General features: G+C 71.9%; 16 protein-coding genes. 13 read left to right on the top strand and 3 right to left on the bottom strand.

Going from position 1 to position 17,101, the window contains the following annotated elements; all coding sequences use genetic code 11:
• Positions 1–8: 8 nt before the first annotated feature.
• From ACFVXN_RS17855 to ACFVXN_RS17845, 3 genes are read right to left on the bottom strand one after another with little or no spacing between them, the layout of a single operon-like run.
• Positions 9–215 (bottom strand): helix-turn-helix domain-containing protein, encoded by a 207-nt coding sequence (locus tag ACFVXN_RS17855; RefSeq protein ID WP_389235668.1) that lies wholly within the window; start codon positions 213–215, stop codon positions 9–11.
• Positions 215–688 carry a DUF2975 domain-containing protein gene (locus tag ACFVXN_RS17850; protein ID WP_389235665.1) on the bottom strand — a complete coding sequence of 158 codons (474 nt, stop codon included), beginning with the start codon at positions 686–688 and terminating at the stop codon, positions 215–217. The genes ACFVXN_RS17855 and ACFVXN_RS17850 overlap by 1 nt, the downstream gene beginning before the upstream one ends.
• Positions 689–747: 59 nt before the next feature.
• The gene (locus ACFVXN_RS17845) at positions 748–2,202 is read right to left on the bottom strand and encodes an MFS transporter (protein ID WP_389235662.1); all 1,455 of its coding nucleotides are present in this window, start codon (positions 2,200–2,202) and stop codon (positions 748–750) included.
• Positions 2,203–2,279: 77 nt separating this feature from the next.
• On the opposite strand from ACFVXN_RS17845, the gene ACFVXN_RS17840 reads away from it, so the two are divergent.
• From ACFVXN_RS17840 to ACFVXN_RS17780, 13 genes are all read left to right on the top strand, one after another.
• Complete coding sequence (locus tag ACFVXN_RS17840; protein WP_389235659.1) at positions 2,280–3,044, top strand: TetR/AcrR family transcriptional regulator; 765 nt, start codon at positions 2,280–2,282, stop codon at positions 3,042–3,044.
• 185 nt (positions 3,045–3,229) lie between these two features.
• Positions 3,230–5,086: a molecular chaperone DnaK gene (dnaK, locus tag ACFVXN_RS17835; RefSeq protein WP_389235656.1), complete on the top strand. Its 1,857-nt coding sequence runs from the start codon at positions 3,230–3,232 to the stop codon at positions 5,084–5,086.
• On the top strand, positions 5,083–5,712 hold the full coding sequence (locus tag ACFVXN_RS17830) for a nucleotide exchange factor GrpE (protein WP_389235653.1): 630 nt from the start codon (positions 5,083–5,085) through the stop codon (positions 5,710–5,712). The genes dnaK and ACFVXN_RS17830 overlap by 4 nt, the downstream gene beginning before the upstream one ends.
• 106 nt (positions 5,713–5,818) lie before the next feature.
• Complete coding sequence (locus ACFVXN_RS17825; RefSeq protein ID WP_389235650.1) at positions 5,819–6,829, top strand: DnaJ C-terminal domain-containing protein; 1,011 nt, start codon at positions 5,819–5,821, stop codon at positions 6,827–6,829.
• A 61-nt stretch (positions 6,830–6,890) separates the two neighbouring features.
• Positions 6,891–7,334 carry a heat shock protein transcriptional repressor HspR gene (locus ACFVXN_RS17820; RefSeq protein WP_389235647.1) on the top strand — a complete coding sequence of 148 codons (444 nt, stop codon included), beginning with the start codon at positions 6,891–6,893 and terminating at the stop codon, positions 7,332–7,334.
• A 1-nt stretch (position 7,335) separates the two neighbouring features.
• On the top strand, positions 7,336–8,289 hold the full coding sequence (gene bla / locus ACFVXN_RS17815; protein ID WP_389235644.1) for a class A beta-lactamase: 954 nt from the start codon (positions 7,336–7,338) through the stop codon (positions 8,287–8,289).
• Between the two features lie 419 nt (positions 8,290–8,708).
• Entirely contained in the window at positions 8,709–8,954 is a 246-nt protein-coding gene (gene nrdH / locus ACFVXN_RS17810) for a glutaredoxin-like protein NrdH (protein WP_389235641.1), read from the top strand.
• A gap of 81 nt (positions 8,955–9,035) precedes the next feature.
• Entirely contained in the window at positions 9,036–9,452 is a 417-nt protein-coding gene (nrdI, locus tag ACFVXN_RS17805; RefSeq protein WP_389235638.1) for a class Ib ribonucleoside-diphosphate reductase assembly flavoprotein NrdI, read from the top strand.
• Positions 9,422–11,593, top strand: coding sequence for a class 1b ribonucleoside-diphosphate reductase subunit alpha (gene nrdE / locus ACFVXN_RS17800; protein ID WP_389235635.1), 2,172 nt, complete (start codon positions 9,422–9,424; stop codon positions 11,591–11,593). The genes nrdI and nrdE overlap by 31 nt, the downstream gene beginning before the upstream one ends.
• A gap of 105 nt (positions 11,594–11,698) precedes the next feature.
• The gene (gene nrdF, locus ACFVXN_RS17795; protein ID WP_389235632.1) at positions 11,699–12,673 is read left to right on the top strand and encodes a class 1b ribonucleoside-diphosphate reductase subunit beta; all 975 of its coding nucleotides are present in this window, start codon (positions 11,699–11,701) and stop codon (positions 12,671–12,673) included.
• Between the two features lie 117 nt (positions 12,674–12,790).
• Positions 12,791–13,801: a LacI family DNA-binding transcriptional regulator gene (locus tag ACFVXN_RS17790; RefSeq protein WP_389235629.1), complete on the top strand. Its 1,011-nt coding sequence runs from the start codon at positions 12,791–12,793 to the stop codon at positions 13,799–13,801.
• Between the two features lie 230 nt (positions 13,802–14,031).
• Positions 14,032–15,678, top strand: coding sequence for a glycoside hydrolase family 13 protein (locus tag ACFVXN_RS17785; RefSeq protein ID WP_389235626.1), 1,647 nt, complete (start codon positions 14,032–14,034; stop codon positions 15,676–15,678).
• Positions 15,679–15,718: 40 nt separating this feature from the next.
• Complete coding sequence (locus ACFVXN_RS17780) at positions 15,719–17,101, top strand: ABC transporter substrate-binding protein (protein ID WP_389235623.1); 1,383 nt, start codon at positions 15,719–15,721, stop codon at positions 17,099–17,101.

Below are 17,101 nucleotides of genomic sequence, written 5' to 3'. Positions count from 1 at the left end.
GCTGGGGGTCAGCCCGGCTCGTGCCGCAGCAGGTCCCCGGGCTGGCACTCCAGCACCTCGCAGAGCGCGTCGAGCGTGCTGAACCGCACGGCCCGCGCCCGCCCGTTCTTGAGCACCGCGAGGTTGGCGGGCGTGATGCCGACGCGCTCGGCCAGCTCGCCGACGGTCATCTTGCGGCGCGCGAGCATCACGTCGATGTCGACGACGATCGGCATCAGATGACCTCGTCGAGCTCGGTGCGCAGCGTCGTGGCCTTCGCCAGCAGGGTCCGCAGCACGAGGACGAGCAGGGCGATCCCGGCCGCGCCGACGCCCCCGAGGACGACCAGCAGCACCAGGCCCGGCGCGACGGCCTCCCCGGGTGCGAGCACGAACGCGAGCACGATCGCGAGCAGCCACGCGGCGACGGCCGCGCCGATGACGACGTCGACCCAGCGGAACGCCGCGCGGGAGAACACGGTGTCGCGGCGGGCCATCGTCAGCAGCTGCCAGACGCCGACGAGGGCGACCTCGACGGTGCCGACGCCGAGCAGGGCGATCAGCCCGAGGGGCCAGCGCAGGTGCGCCGCGTCGGGCTCGGCGGCGAGGTCGCGCACCATCGCGGGCACGACCATCACCTGGACGGTGACGAGGCCCGCCGCCAGCAGCACGATGAGCGCCCGCAGCGCGAGGACGGTCCAGCGGTTCATGGGGCAGCCCTTCGTCGGTGTCTATCGAAAAACGATAGTAAACCATCGACCGTCGATCGTCACGGGTGCTCGTCGACGGCACGCGAGCTGCTGAGCGACAGGGCGCCCACGCCTACCAGGAGCCCGACGACGACGGCCAGCGTCGTGAGCACGACCCGCTCGCCGTGGAAGAACGACGCCACCAGGTCGCTGGTCCAGGTCCCGTCGGGCAGCACGGTCGTGACCAGGACGGCGATCAGCGTGCCGACCACGGCGGTCCCGACGCTGCTGCCGACCTCCTGCGCGGTGTCGTTCAGCGCGGCGCCCAGCGACGTCCGGTTCTCCGGCATCGCGGACACCAGGGCGACGGCGCAGATCGTCATGACGGTGCGCAGGCCGAACGTGAACGTGACCATCAGGGCGGCGATCGCCGGGTAGCCGTGCTCGACGCCCCAGGCGAGGCCGCCGAGCGACCCGGCGAGGAACACGGCACCGACCAGGCAGGCGACCCGGTGGCCGCAGCGCCGCGCGAGGCGCTCGGAGAGCGGGGCGGCCAGCACCATCGTCGCGATGAGCGGCAGGTTGGCGAGCCCGGCGCGCACCGGGCTCCACCCGTACGCGTACTGGAAGTGCAGGATCAGGCTGAACATCACGCCGGCCATCGCGATCGCGGTGCCGACCTGGGCGAGGGCCGCGCCGCGGACGATGCCGTCGCGGAACAGGGTGAGGTCCAGCATCGGCTGGGCGGTGCGGCGCTCGTGCCGCAGGAACCCGACCAGCGCGAGCACCGCGCCCGCGCCGGAGGCCCAGGTCCACGGCGACGTCCAGCCGTGCTCGACGCCGCTGGTCGCGGTGAGGCAGGCCAGGCCGATCGCGGCGATGCTCAGCAGCGACCCGGGCAGGTCGAGCCGGTCCTGCGTGAGTCCGGCGGGGTCGTCCGCCGCGACGCCCTTGCGGACGCCGAGCCACGCGACCAGCGCGACCGGGGCGTTGACCAGGAGCAGCCACTGCCAGCCGACGTGCGCGAGGGCCGTGCCGCCGAGCAGCGGCCCGAGGACGAACCCGCTCATGCCGACGACGATCATCACGGTCATCGCCCGCGTCCTCAGCTCCTGGGAGTCGAACAGCCGGAACACCAGCGAGTTGGTGATCGGGGCCATCGCGGCCGCGGCGACGCCGAGCGCGGCGCGCAGGGCGATGAGCTCGCCGGACGTGCCGACCGCCGCGGCCAGGAGGCTGATCAGCCCGAACGCGGCGAGGCCCCAGAGCAGGACGCGGCGGCGGCCGATCCGGTCGGCGGCCGAGCCGGCGGTCAGCAGCAGCCCGCCGAACGTGAGCGAGTACGCGCCGGTGACCCACTGCAGCGCGGTGGTGCCGGCGCCGAGGTCCCGGCCGATGGTCGGCAGGGCGATCGTGAGCAGGGTGTTGTCGACCATCTCGACGAAGAAGGCGAGGCAGAGCGCGGCCATCGGGATCCACGCGGCGCGCAGGGACGGGTAGGCCCGCGGGGTCGCGGGTGCGGTGAGAGCTGACATGACGGAGTCCAATCGAACGGCGTTCGGTTACCGAACAGTGTTCTACACCCTCGAACGGTGTTCGGTACAGTGCTGCCATGCGTGAGGACGAGGTCGTGGCCGGAGCAGCCCCCGGGAGCCGGGGGGAGCCGGCCCGGCGTCGCGGGGGTGCTCGCGCCGCCGGTGGCCGGCGCCGCGCCTCGCACTCGATGGACGCCGTGGTGGCCGAGGCCGTCGCCCTGCTCGACGAGGCCGGCGAGCCCGGCCTCACGTTCCGCGCGCTGGCCGGACGGCTCGGCGGCGGGGTCGGCAGCATCTACTGGTACGTGTCCAGCAAGGACGAGCTGCTCGAGCGTGCGGCGGACCACGTGCTGGCCGAGGTCGTCGCCCGGACCGCCCACCTCGGCGCGGGCGTCGACCCGCTCGACGACCTGCGCGAGCTGGCGATCGCCTTCTACGAGGCCACCGTGCACCGGCCGTGGCTCGGCGCCTACTTCCTCCAGGACTCGGGCACCCAGGTGAACGGGCTCACCCTGTACGACCGGATGGGCCAGCAGCTCATGCGCCTCGACCTGACGCCCCGGCAGCGGCTCGACGGGGTCGCCGCCGTGATGGCCTACGTGATCGGCGTGGCGGCCGACCGGGGCCAGGACCCGCCGCCGGAGGTCCGTGACGGCCGGGTCGCCCGCGAGGAGTTCGTCGCCGAGTTCCGCGGCGACCTGCGCGCGCTCGACGAGGACGCGTTCCCGTTCCTGCACCACGTCGCCGAGGAGTTCGCCGCCCACCACGACGACGAGCAGTTCCGGGCCGGGCTCGACCTGCTGATCGCGGGGCTGCGGAGCCAGGCGGCCTCCGGGGCCTGACCTCCGCGGGGTGGGAATGCCCGCCGGGGTCGCGGAGTTGAGTGGGGTGGACTCAAGTTCGCCCCCGCGGAGTTGCCAGCACGGCGACCGCGTCGCAGACTTGAGCGCAGCAGGCTCAAGGCGCCCCGGCCACCACGGCCACGGACGCCCCACGGACACCGCACGACGAAGGAAGAGGCACTCACATGGCACGAGCAGTCGGCATCGACCTGGGCACCACCAACTCGGTGGTCGCCGTCCTCGAGGGCGGGGAGCCCACCGTCATCGCCAACGCCGAGGGCGCGCGCACGACCCCCTCGGTCGTCGCGTTCTCCAAGACCGGTGAGGTCCTGGTCGGCGAGGTCGCCAAGCGCCAGGCCGTCACCAACGTCGACCGCACCATCGCCTCGGTCAAGCGCCACGTCGGCACCGACTGGACGACCGAGATCGACGACAAGAAGTACACGGCGCAGGAGATCTCCGCCCGCGTGCTCGGCAAGCTCAAGCGCGACGCCGAGGAGTACCTGGGCGAGCCCGTCACGGACGCGGTCATCACCGTCCCGGCGTACTTCAACGACGCCGAGCGCCAGGCGACCAAGGACGCCGGTCAGATCGCCGGCCTCAACGTCCTGCGCATCGTCAACGAGCCCACCGCGGCGGCCCTGGCCTACGGCCTCGAGAAGGGCAAGGAGGACGAGCTCATCCTCGTCTTCGACCTCGGCGGCGGCACGTTCGACGTCTCCCTGCTCGAGGTGGGCAAGGACGACGACTTCTCCACCATCGAGGTCCGCGCGACCTCCGGCGACAACCGCCTCGGCGGCGACGACTGGGACAACCGGATCGTGCAGTGGCTCGTCGGCCAGGTGAAGAACAGCACCGGCGTCGACCTGTCGAAGGACAAGATCGCCCTCCAGCGGCTGCGCGAGGCGGCGGAGCAGGCCAAGAAGGAGCTGTCGTCCGCGACCAGCACCAACATCAGCCTGCAGTACCTGTCGATGAGCGAGAACGGCCCCATCCACCTGGACGAGAAGCTCACCCGGGCGCAGTTCCAGGAGATGACCAAGGACCTGCTCGAGCGCACGAAGGCGCCGTTCCAGGCCGTCATCCGCGACGCCGGCATCAAGGTCGCCGACATCGACCACATCGTCCTCGTGGGCGGCTCGACCCGCATGCCCGCCGTCACCGACGTGGTGCGCGAGCTCACCGGCGGTCGCGAGCCCAACAAGGGCGTCAACCCGGACGAGGTCGTCGCCGTCGGCGCCGCCCTGCAGGCCGGTGTCATCAAGGGCGACCGCAAGGACGTCCTGCTGATCGACGTGACCCCGCTGTCCCTGGGCATCGAGACCAAGGGCGGCGTGATGACCAAGCTCATCGAGCGCAACACGGCCATCCCGACCAAGCGCAGCGAGATCTTCTCGACCGCCGAGGACAACCAGCCGTCCGTGCTGATCCAGGTGTTCCAGGGCGAGCGCGAGTTCGCGCGGGACAACAAGCCGCTGGGCACGTTCGAGCTGACCGGCATCGCGCCGGCCCCGCGCGGCGTCCCGCAGGTCGAGGTCACCTTCGACATCGACGCGAACGGCATCGTGCACGTGTCCGCCAAGGACCGCGGCACCGGCAAGGAGCAGTCGATGACGATCTCCGGCGGCTCCGGCCTGCCGAAGGACGAGATCGACCGCATGGTCAAGGAGGCCGAGGCGCACGCCGCCGAGGACAAGCAGCGTCGCGAGGAGGCGGAGACCCGCAACTCCGCCGAGCAGCTCGTCTACTCCACGGAGAAGCAGCTCACCGACAACGACGACAAGCTGTCCGACGACGTCAAGTCCGAGGTCCGCGGCGCCGTCGACGACCTGAAGAAGGCGCTGGAGGGCGAGGACCTGGCCGAGGTCACCGCCAAGCACGCCGCCCTGTTCGCCGCCAGCCAGAAGATCGGCGAGGCGGTGTACTCCCAGAACCAGGACGCCCCCGCCGGTGAGCAGCCCGCCGCGGAGCAGCCCGCCGCGTCGTCCGACGACGACGTGGTGGACGCCGAGATCGTCGACGACGAGGGTGACAAGAAGTGACCGACCAGCCGAACCCGCAGGGGCGTGATCCCGAGGAGGAGGCCCCGCGCGTGACCGACAAGCGCCGCATCGACCCGGAGACGGGCGAGCTGCGCGAGCCGACGCCCGAGGAGCAGGTCCTCGCCGAGGCCGAGCAGGCGGCGTCCGCCGCCGAGCAGGCCATCGCCGGCGAGGGCCTGGCCGAGGCGCAGCAGCTGGCGGCCGAGCGGCTCGACGAGCTGCAGCGGCGCAACGCCGACTACTACAACCTCGAGCAGCAGTACTCGGCCTACGTGAAGCGGTCGAAGGCCGAGGCCCTGAACGCCCGCGACCAGGGCGTGGCCGCGGTCGCCGAGGCGCTGATCGGGGTGCTCGACGACATCGAGCTCGCCCGCCAGCACGGCGACCTGGTCGGGCCGTTCGCCTCGATCGCCGAGAAGCTCGAGGCGACCGTCGGCCGGTTCGGCATCGAGCGGTACGGGGCGCCCGGCGAGGCGTTCGACCCGCAGGTGCACGAGGCGCTCATGCACGGGCACTCGGCCGACGTGACCGAGCCGACGGTGCAGCAGGTCCTCCAGCCGGGCTACCGGCTGGGCGACCGCATCGTCCGGCCGGCGCGCGTCGCGGTCGTCGACCCGGAGGCGTGACGAGCAGGATGAGGACCCGCCGGGCGCACGTGCCCGGCGGGTCCGCCCGGTCCGGGGCCGCGCCCCGGCGGACCGGGGACCACCGACCCACACGGAGGGAGGCGCAGTGAGCGGTCAGGACTGGCTGGAGAAGGACTTCTACGCCGTGCTCGGCGTCCCCAAGGACGCCGACGCCGCCGCGATCAAGAAGGCGTACCGCAAGCTCGCCCGCACCATGCACCCGGACCACAACCCCGGGGACGCGGTCGCGGAGGCCAAGTTCAAGGAGGTCGGCGAGGCGTACGCCGTGCTGTCCGACCCCGAGCAGCGCCAGCAGTACGACCAGCTGCGCGCGATGGCCGGCGGGGCGCGGTTCCGCGCCGGGACCGGCGGCGCGGGCGGGGGCGGCGGCGCGAACGGCGGCTTCGAGGACCTGTTCGGCGGCGTGTTCACCGGCGCCGGCGGCGGGGGCAGCCGCGTGCGGTTCCCGCAGGGCGGCGGCGGAGGTGCCGGCGGCGGCGGGTTCGAGGACCTGCTGGGCGGCCTGTTCGGCGGGGGCGGCGGCTTCGGCGGCCAGACCCGCGGCGGCCGGCGCGGGGCCGACCTGTCGGCCGTGACCACGCTGCCGTTCCGGCAGGCCGTCGAGGGGTCGACCGTGGCCCTGGGCGTCGAGGGGCGGACCGTCAAGGCCCGCATCCCCGCGGGCGTCCGCGACGGCCAGAAGATCCGGCTGCGCGGCAAGGGCCGCCCCGGTGAGCACGGCGCCCCGGCCGGTGACCTCGAGGTCACCGTGCGGGTCACGCCGCACCCGGTCTTCGGGCTCGACGGCAACAACCTGCGGGTCACGCTGCCGGTCGCGTTCGACGAGGCCGCGCTCGGCGCCGACGTGACGGTGCCGACGCTCGACGGCGGCACGGTCCGCCTGAAGATCCCGGCGGGCACCCCGTCGGGGCGGACGCTGCGCGTCAAGGGCCGCGGCGTCACCACGGCGAGCGGCACCGGCGACCTGCTGGTCACCGTGCAGGTCGTCGTCCCGCAGCGGCTCAGCGCCGCCGCGAAGGAGGCCGTGCAGGCGTTCGGCATCGCGACGTCCGGCGAGGACCCGCGCGCCGACCTGCTGGCGCGCGCCGCGGAGTGAGCCACGACCGGCCGGGTGCGGCGCACGCCACCCCGGCCGGTCCCCGAGCGAGGAGGGTGTGATGGCGTCCGAGGACGCGCAGGTCTACGTGATCTCGGTGGCCGCCGAGCTCGCCGGCATGCACCCCCAGACCCTGCGGCAGTACGACCGGCTCGGGCTCGTCCAGCCCGGCCGCACCCGGGGCCGCGGCCGCCGCTACTCGCTGCGCGACATCGCGACCCTGCGCGAGGTGCAGCGGCTCTCCCAGGAGGAGGGCGTCAACCTCGCCGGGATCAAGCGGATCCTCGAGCTCGAGAACGAGGTCGACCGGCTCCGCAAGCAGGTCGAGTACCTGCGGGCGTTCGCCGAGCCCGGCCGGCGCGTGTTCACCGCGCACCCGTCCGGGGACGTCGTCGCGATGGGACCGATGGGCCGCAGCCAGCGCCGGCGTGGCGAGGCGCCCGTGGACCCGCGCGCCGTCGGAGCGCCGGGGGCGATCGTGCTGTGGCGCCCGGCGGGGCGGTGACGTGACCCGCGGTCTGCGTGCCGTCGCGGGGGCCGTGGGCGTCGCCCTGCTGCTCGTGGCGTGCGGCGCCCCCGCGGACCCGCCTCCCGCGGACCCGACCGCCCCCGCGCCGTCGACCTCCGCGCCCGCCGACCCGCCCCCCACGTCCGCGGACCGCACCGCGTCGGTGGTCGACGGCCTGGTCGCCCTGGAGCGGTCGTCCGGCGCCCGTGTCGGCGTGTACGCGGTCGACACCGGGTCCGGTGACGTCGTGACCTACCGGGCCGACGAGCGGTTCGGGTACGCCTCGACGCTCAAGGCGCTCGCGGTGGGCGAGCTCCTGCGGGGGCAGCCGGTCGCCGCGCTCGACGAGGAGCTGCCGCTCGCGCCGGAGGACGTCGTCGACGCGGGCTACGCCCCGGTGACCGGCGCGCGCGTCGGGGAGCGGCTGTCCGTGCGCGAGCTGGGCGCGGCCGCGGTGTCCGAGAGCGACAACGGCGCCCTGAACGTGCTCCTGCGCCGCCTCGGCGGGCCGGAGGCGCTGCAGGCCGCGCTGGTCGCCGCGGGCGACTCGACGACGCTGGTCGACGCGGGCGAGCCCGACCTGAACCGGTTCACCCCGGGCGACCCCGCCCGCTCCAGCACCCCGCGCGCGCTCGGCGAGGGCCTGCGGCGGTACGCGCTGGGCGACGCGCTGACCCCGGAGGTCCGGGACGTGTACGTCGGCTGGCTGACCGGGTCGACCACCGGGGACGCGACCATCCGCGCCGGGGCGCCCGCGGGCTGGGTGGTCGGCGGCAAGACCGGGTCCGCCGGCCGGTACGGGTCCCGCAACGACGTCGCCGTGCTCTGGCCGCCGGACCGCGACCCCGTGGTGCTCGCGGTGCTGACCGACCGGCCGGAGGTCGACGCCGAGCCGGACGACGTCGTGCTCGCCGCCGCCGCGTCCGTGGTGCTGGCGGCGTACGGCGGCTGACGCCCCCGGGCGCCGGCACCCGGTGCGCGACACGCCGGTGCGGGACGACACGCCGGGTGTTCCGCGCGCCCGCTCCTGGGACGTGCGTCACGACCGCGGGCCGGTCCCACGGTCGTCCACATGTGGGTCCGGGTGTGGGCGGGTCTGGGGATATCTGTGGACGACGGCGCAGGCCCGGCGCGTGGCCAGCGGGAGGGCCGGGTGTCAGTGGTCGGTCGTAGCCTGTGGATGAACCCGGACACCGGGAGTTCTGCACAGGCTGTGGACGAACGACACGCGTGTAACACCAGTCCTAGTGGTCCGTTGCGGGACGCACCACTAGGTGTAGTGTTCCAACTCGCTGCTCGACGCGGGGACCGGACTACCGGGAGACCCGCCCGGAGCGGCCCCAGAACAGCATTCAGACCGGGGAGACCACGATGACCATCACCGTCTACAGCAAGCCGTCGTGCGTCCAGTGCAACGCGACCTACCGCGCGCTGGACAAGGCCGGCCTGCAGTACGAGGTCGTCGACATCACCGAGGACGCCGACGCCCGTGACTACGTCATGTCGCTCGGCCACCTGCAGGCGCCGGTCGTCGTGGCCGACGGCCAGCACTGGTCCGGCTACCGCCCCGACCAGATCAAGGCGATCGCCGACCGCGCCGCGGTCTCCGTCGCCTGAACCGATCGCACGCCGCCCGATGACCCGGGCGGCCCGGTCGCACGGCAGCACGATCGAACGCAGGCGCGGGGGAGGGCGAGCATGAGCTCCCTGGTCTACTTCTCCAGCGTCTCCGAGAACACCCGCCGGTTCGTCGACAAGCTCGACATCGACGCCACGCGGATCCCGCTCCGACCCTCGGAGCCGTTCCTGCGCGTGCAGGACCCCTATGTGCTGGTGGTCCCCACGTACGGCGGCGGCAACGAGGGCGGCGCGGTCCCGCGGCAGGTCGTCAAGTTCCTCAACGACCCGGCCAACCGCTCCCTGATCCGCGGCGTGATCGCGGCGGGGAACACCAACTTCGGCGCGCACTACTGCATGGCCGGAGACATCATCGCGGCGAAGTGCCAGGTCCCGTACCTGTACGCCTTCGAGCTCATGGGAACGACCGAGGACGTGTCACGCGTCCGAGACGGATGGGGACGGTTTTGGCAGCGACACTCACAGATGACGGCGTGACGGACGCGACCGAGGTCATCACCCTCACGCCCGAGATGGACTACCACTCGCTCAACGCGATGCTGAACCTCTACGGCCGCGACGGCGAGATCCAGTTCGACAAGGACCGGGAGGCGGCGCGGCAGTACTTCCTGCAGCACGTCAACCAGAACACCGTCTTCTTCCACGACCTCGAGGAGAAGCTGGACTACCTGGTCGAGCACAAGTACTACGAGCCCGAGGTGCTCGCGCAGTACGACCGCGCGTTCATCAAGAGCCTGTTCAAGCACGCCTACTCGAAGAAGTTCCGGTTCCAGACCTTCCTCGGCGCGTTCAAGTACTACACCTCGTACACGCTGAAGACGTTCGACGGCAAGCGGTACCTGGAGCGCTTCGAGGACCGTGTCGCGATGGTGTCGCTCGCGCTCGCCGAGGGCGACGAGACGTTCGCCCTCCAGCTCGTCGACGAGATCGTCTCCGGCCGCTTCCAGCCGGCGACCCCGACGTTCCTCAACCTCGGCAAGGCGCAGCGCGGCGAGCCCGTGTCCTGCTTCCTGCTGCGCATCGAGGACAACATGGAGTCGATCGCCCGCGGCATCAACTCCGCCCTGCAGCTGTCGAAGCGCGGCGGCGGCGTGGCCCTGCTGCTCTCGAACATCCGCGAGCACGGCGCCCCGATCAAGCACATCGAGAACCAGTCGTCCGGCGTCATCCCCGTGATGAAGCTCCTCGAGGACTCCTTCTCCTACGCGAACCAGCTCGGCGCGCGCCAGGGCGCGGGTGCGGTCTACCTGCACGCGCACCACCCCGACATCATGCGGTTCCTCGACACCAAGCGGGAGAACGCGGACGAGAAGATCCGCATCAAGACCCTGTCGCTGGGCGTCGTGATCCCGGACATCACGTTCGAGCTCGCCAAGAACAACGAGGACATGTACCTGTTCTCGCCGTACGACGTCGAGCGCGTCTACGGCAAGCCGTTCGCCGACGTGAACGTCTCCGAGAACTACCGCGCGATGGTCGACAACGGGCAGATCCGCAAGCAGAAGATCAAGGCCCGCGACTTCTTCCAGACGCTCGCCGAGCTGCAGTTCGAGTCCGGCTACCCGTACATCCTGTTCGAGGACACGGCCAACAAGGCCAACCCGATCAAGGGCAAGATCACGCACTCCAACCTGTGCTCGGAGATCCTGCAGGTCTCGACGCCCTCGACGTTCAACGAGGACCTGTCGTACGACCACGTCGGCCGTGACATCTCCTGCAACCTCGGTTCGATGAACATCGCCCTGGCGATGGACTCCCCGGACTTCGGTCGCTCCGTCGAGACCGCGATCCGCGCGCTCACCGCCGTGTCCGACCAGACCGACATCGAGTCGGTGCCGTCGGTCAAGCGGGCCAACCGCGGCGGGCACGCCATCGGCCTCGGGCAGATGAACCTGCACGGGTACCTGGCGCGCGAGCGGATCTTCTACGGGTCCGAGGAGGGCCTGGACTTCACGAACATCTACTTCTACACGGTGGCGTACCACGCCATCCGCGCGTCGAACCTCCTCGCCCAGGAGCGGGGCCAGGCGTTCGCCGGCTTCGAGGACTCGACCTACGCCTCGGGTGCGTACTTCGAGAAGTACGTCACCGGCACCTGGACGCCGAAGACCGCCCGCGTCGCCGAGCTGTTCGCGACCTCCGGCGTGCACATCCCGACGCAGGAGGACTGGAAGGCCCTGGCCGAGTCGGTGCGCGAGCACGGGCTCTACAACCAGAACCTCCAGGCCGTCCCGCCGACGGGCTCGATCTCGTACATCAACAACTCGACGTCGTCGATCCACCCGATCGCGTCGAAGATCGAGATCCGCAAGGAGGGCAAGCTCGGCCGCGTGTACTACCCGGCGCCGTTCATGACGAACGACAACCTGGAGTACTACGACGACGCGTACGAGATCGGCTACGAGAAGATCATCGACACGTACGCCGAGGCCACGCAGCACGTGGACCAGGGCCTGTCGCTGACGCTGTTCTTCAAGGACACCGCCACCACCCGCGACATCAACCGCGCGCAGATCTACGCGTGGCGCAAGGGCATCAAGACGATCTACTACATCCGCCTCCGGCAGATGGCCCTCGAGGGCACCGAGGTCGAGGGCTGCGTGTCCTGCATGCTCTGACGTGACCGGCGCCGGCCGGGCCCTCCCCGTGAGGGCCCGGCCGGCGCGTCACCGCGAGGGTGCAGAATCAGCAGCAGACGTGAACGACACCACGATGGAGCAGTGATGGCTGAGAAGCTGAAGTTGGTCGACCGCGTGCAGGCGATCAACTGGAACCGGGTCGAGGACGAGAAGGACGTCGAGGTCTGGGACCGGCTCGTCGGCAACTTCTGGCTGCCCGAGAAGGTCCCGGTGTCCAACGACATCCAGTCCTGGGCGACGCTCTCGGACGTCGAGAAGCAGATGACGACCCGCGTGTTCACGGGCCTGACCCTGCTCGACACCATCCAGGGCACCGTCGGCGCGGTCTCGCTGATCCCCGACGCGATCACCCCCCACGAGGAGGCGGTGTACACCAACATCGCGTTCATGGAGTCGGTGCACGCGAAGTCCTACTCGTCGATCTTCTCGACGCTGATCTCCACCCCCGAGATCGACGAGGCGTTCCGCTGGTCGGAGGAGAACCCGAACCTGCAGCGCAAGGCCGAGATCGTCCTCGACTACTACCGGGGCGACGAGCCGCTCAAGCGCAAGGTCGCGTCGACCATGCTCGAGTCGTTCCTGTTCTACTCCGGCTTCTACGCGCCGATGTACTGGTCCAGCCGCGCCAAGCTCACGAACACGGCCGACCTGATCCGCCTCATCATCCGCGACGAGGCCGTGCACGGGTACTACATCGGCTACAAGTTCCAGAAGGGCCTGGAGAAGCTCACCGAGGCCGAGCGCACCGAGCTCAAGGACTACACGTTCGAGCTGCTCTTCGAGCTCTACGACAACGAGGTCGAGTACACCCAGGACCTCTACGACCCCCTGGGTCTCACGGAGGACGTCAAGAAGTTCCTGCGCTACAACGCCAACAAGGCCCTGATGAACCTGGGCTACGAGGCGCTGTTCCCCCGGGACGAGACCGACGTCAACCCGGCGATCCTCGCCGCGCTGTCGCCGAACGCCGACGAGAACCACGACTTCTTCTCCGGCTCGGGCTCCTCGTACGTCATCGGCAAGGCCGTGAACACCGAGGACGAGGACTGGGACTTCTGAGCCCTGCCTGATCCGTACGACGACGCCCCGTCGAGCAGCCGCTCGGCGGGGCGTCGTCGCACGACCCGAGCGCAAACCGCGCAAGCCGCTTGCGCTCCCCGGCGTAGAGTCGCGGGCATGTCGAGACGACTGGCCGACGTGGCCACCAAGGTCGGGGTCAGCGAGGCCACCGTCAGCCGGGTGCTGAACGGCAAGCCCGGGGTGTCGCAGGCGACCCGTGACGCGGTGCTCACCGCCCTCGACGTGCTCGGCTACGAGCGGCCCACCAAGCTGCGGGGCGAGCGCGGCCGGCTGGTCGGGCTGGTGCTGCCGGAGCTGGCGAACCCGATCTTCCCCGCGTTCGCCGAGGTCATCGGCGGCGCCCTGGCGCAGCACGGCTTCACGCCGGTGCTGTGCACGCGGACGGCGGGCGGGGTGTCCGAGGCCGAGTACATCGACCTGCTGCTCGGGCAGCACGTGTCCGGGGTGATCTTCGCAGGAGGCTTCTACTCGGAGCGGCGCGCGGACCACGGGCACTTCCGTCGGCTGGAGCAGCTGGGGCTGCCGGTCGTGCTGATGAACGCGTCGATCGAGGAGCTCGACTTCCCGCGGGTGTCGACGGACGACCTGATCGCGATGCGGCAGGCGCTCGGGCACGTGACGTCGCTGGGCCACGAGCGGGTCGGGCTGCTGCTGGGCCCGGCGGACCACGTGCCGTCGGAGCGCAAGCTCTCGGCCGCGCGGTCGTTCGCGGACGCCCACGGCCTGCGGCTCGACGACGAGCTGGTCGCGCACAGCCAGTACTCGCTCGAGAGCGGCCAGGCCGCGGCGCACCGGCTGGTCGAGGCCGGCGCGACGGCGATCGTGTGCGCGAGCGACCCGCTGGCGCTGGGCGCGGTGCGGGCCGTGCGGCGGGCGGGCCTCGACGTGCCAGGGGACGTGTCCGTCATCGGGTACGACGACTCGGCGCTGATGAACTCGACCGACCCGGCGCTGACCACGGTGCGGCAGCCGATCGAGCCGATGGGCCGGGCGGCGGTGGACCTGCTCGCCGGGATGATCGCGGGCGTCGACGTGCCGCGCGACGAGCTGCTGTTCGAGCCGGAGCTCGTGGTCCGAGGGTCGACGGCGGCGGTGCGTCGGCCGTAGCCCGGCGTCGCAGCACCGCGGGGCGTCGACCACCACCGGTCGGCGCCCCGCGGTGCGTCCGCGCGCACCGAGGTCGCGTTTCGATAACGCTCCTGTCAGGTTCTTGCGCTGATGCAGTCGAGTAGTTACGGTCGTGCTCGACGACGTCGTCCTCGCCCCGGTGAGCGCGGCCGTCCCGGACCGCCGACCCCGGCCGCCCGCGCCGCAGCACGAGAGCAGACGAGGACCCGGTGAGCGACACCCAGCAGGCCGACCCGCAGTGGTGGCGGACCGCCGTCATCTACCAGGTCTACGTCCGCAGCTTCGCGGACGGGGACGGCGACGGGACCGGCGACCTGGCCGGGGTCCGCGCGCGCCTGCCGTACCTCCGCGACCTCGGCGTCGACGCGATCTGGTTCACCCCCTGGTACGTGTCCCCGCTGGCCGACGGCGGCTACGACGTCGCGGACTACCGCGCCATCGACCCGCAGTTCGGCACCCTCGCCGACGCCGAGCGGCTGATCGCCGAGGCCCGGGACCTGGGCATCCGGACGATCGTCGACGTCGTCCCCAACCACGTCTCCGCCGAGCACCCGTGGTTCCGTGCGGCACTCGCCGCCGGCCCCGGCTCGCCCGAGCGGGAGCGGTTCTGGTTCCACCCCGGCCGCGGGGCGGACGGCGCGCAGATCCCCACCGACTGGGTGTCGGACTTCCAGGGCAGCACCTGGACCCGCACCACCGACCCCGACGGCACCCCGGGCGAGTGGTACCTGCACCTGTTCACCCCCGAGCAGCCCGACCTGAACTGGAACCACCCCGACGTGCGCCGCGAGCACGAGGACGTCCTGCGGTTCTGGTTCGACCGCGGCGCCGCGGGCATCCGGATCGACTCCGCGGCCCTGCTCATCAAGGACCCGGCGCTGCCGCCGGTGCCCGAGGCGCCCGGGCCGGGCGAGCACCCGCACGTCGACCGGGACGAGATCCACGACGTCTACCGCGCCTGGCGCGCCGTCGCCGACTCCTACGCCGAGCCGCGGGTGCTGGTCGGCGAGGTGTGGCTCGCCGACCGCGAGCGGTTCGCGCACTACCTGCGCCCGGACGAGATGCACACGGCGTTCAACTTCGACTTCATGGCCCGTCCGTGGTCCGCGAAGGAGCTGCGCGAGTCGATCCAGACGACCCTCGACGCGCACGCCCCGGTCGCCGCGCCGCCGACCTGGGTGCTGTCGAACCACGACGTGACCCGCCCCGTGACGCGGTACGGCCGCGAGGACAGCTCGTTCGCGTTCGCCCGCAAGCGCGCCGGCACCCCGACGGACCTCGCGCTCGGTCGGCGGCGGGCCCGCGCGGCCGCGCTGCTCACCGCCGCGCTGCCGGGCGCCCTGTACGTCTACCAGGGCGACGAGCTCGGCCTGCCCGAGGTCGAGGACCTGCCCGCCGAGGCCGTCCAGGACCCGATGCACGCGCGGTCCGGCGGCGTCGACCCCGGGCGGGACGGCTGCCGGGTGCCGCTGCCGTGGCACCGGACCGGGACGACGTACGGGTTCGGCCCCGAGGGCGGCCTCCCGGCGTGGCTGCCCCAGCCCGCGGGCTGGGGGGACCTGTCGGTCGACGCGCAGGCGGCGGACGAGGCGTCGTTCCTCACGCTCTACCGGCAGGTGCTCGCGACCCGCCGCGCCGAGCCCGACCTGCACGGACCCGACCTCCGGTGGCTGACCGCGCTCGGCGGCGCGCCCCTGCCGGACGACGTGCTCGCGTTCGCCCGCGGCGACGTCGTCTGCGTCGTGAACCTCGGCCCGGAGCCGCTGCCGCTGCCCGTCGGCGCCGAGGTGCTGCTCACCAGCGACGCGACCGGCGACCGGCTGCCGCCCGACACGGCGGCCTGGCTCCGGCCCTGACCTTCCCCACCCCCCCGCACCACCCGACCAAGGAGCGACGATGAAGTCCACCCGGTACACGACTGCCCTCACCCTGGCGGGGGCTCTGGCGGTCGGCACGCTCGCCGCGTGCTCCAGCAGCCCCGACGACTCCGCCGCCGAGGACGGCACCGTGACGCTCAAGGTCGTCGCGCTGCTGCCCGGCTCGACGGACGAGGCCGTCGAGGCGTTCGACCAGCAGGTCGCCGAGTTCGAGGAGGCGCACCCGGACATCGACGTGCAGCCCGAGGAGTACGAGTGGAAGGCGACGACGTTCGCCGCCCAGCTCGCCGGCGGCACCCTGCCCGACGTGTTCGAGATCCCGTTCACCGACGCGCTGGGCCTGGTGGAGAACGGCCAGCTCGCCGACATGGACGAGCAGTTCCGCGCCCTGCCGTACGCGGACAAGTTCAACCCGACGATCCTCGAGGCCGGCACCGGCCCCGACGGGCACGTCTACGCGATCCCCGCGAAGAACGCCTACCCGGTCGCCCTGCACTACAACCGCGAGCTGTTCGCGTCGTCGGGCCTCGACCCCGACGCGCCGCCGACCACCTGGGACGAGGTCCGGACCGCCGCCAAGGCGATCGCCGACGCCCACCCCGGCGTCGCCGGCTTCGCCACCATGACCCAGAACAACACCGGCGGCTGGCAGCTCACCGCGCAGACCGTCGCGCACGGCGGCCGCACGGTGGAGGTCGACGACGAGCAGGTCGCCACCGCCACCCTCGACAACGACGGCACCGTCGCCGCCCTCGAGCTGCTCCAGCAGATGCGCTGGGACGACAACTCGACGGGCGCGAACTTCCTGCTCGACTGGGGCTCCATCAACCAGGAGTTCTCGGCCGGCCAGGTCGGCATGTTCACGTCGGGCTCGGACATCTACACCTCGATGGTGCAGACCAACGCCATCGACCCGGCGATCTACGGCCTGGCGCCGATCCCGCTCGAGGGCGCCGACGCCGCGACGCTCACCGGCGGCACCCTCGCCGGCGTGCCCGCGGGCGTCGACGACGCCGTCAAGGACGCCGCCATCGACTGGATCGACTTCTTCTACCTGGACAAGCTCGTCGACGAGGACCGCGCCGTGGCCGACGCCGAGACGCTCGTCGCCAACGACCAGCCGGTCGGCACGCCCGTGCTGCCGATGTTCTCGCGCGAGCAGTACGAGCAGAACCAGGAGTGGATCGCCGACTACATCAACGTCCCGCTGGACCAGATGGCGCCGTTCACGGACGCGATGTTCGACCTGCCGCTGGTCGGCGAGCCGTCCCAGAAGACGCAGGAGATCTACGCGCTGCTCGACCCGGTGGTGCAGGCCGTGCTGACGGACGAGGACGCCGACGTCGAGGCCCTGCTGGAGCAGGCGAACACGCAGGCGCAGGCCCTGCTCGACCAGGGCTGA

Source organism: Cellulomonas sp. NPDC058312 (assembly GCF_042880135.1).
Classification (GTDB): domain Bacteria; phylum Actinomycetota; class Actinomycetes; order Actinomycetales; family Cellulomonadaceae; genus Cellulomonas.
Note: the sequence above shows the minus strand (reverse complement) of the source record. Positions and strands in the feature narration are given on the sequence as shown.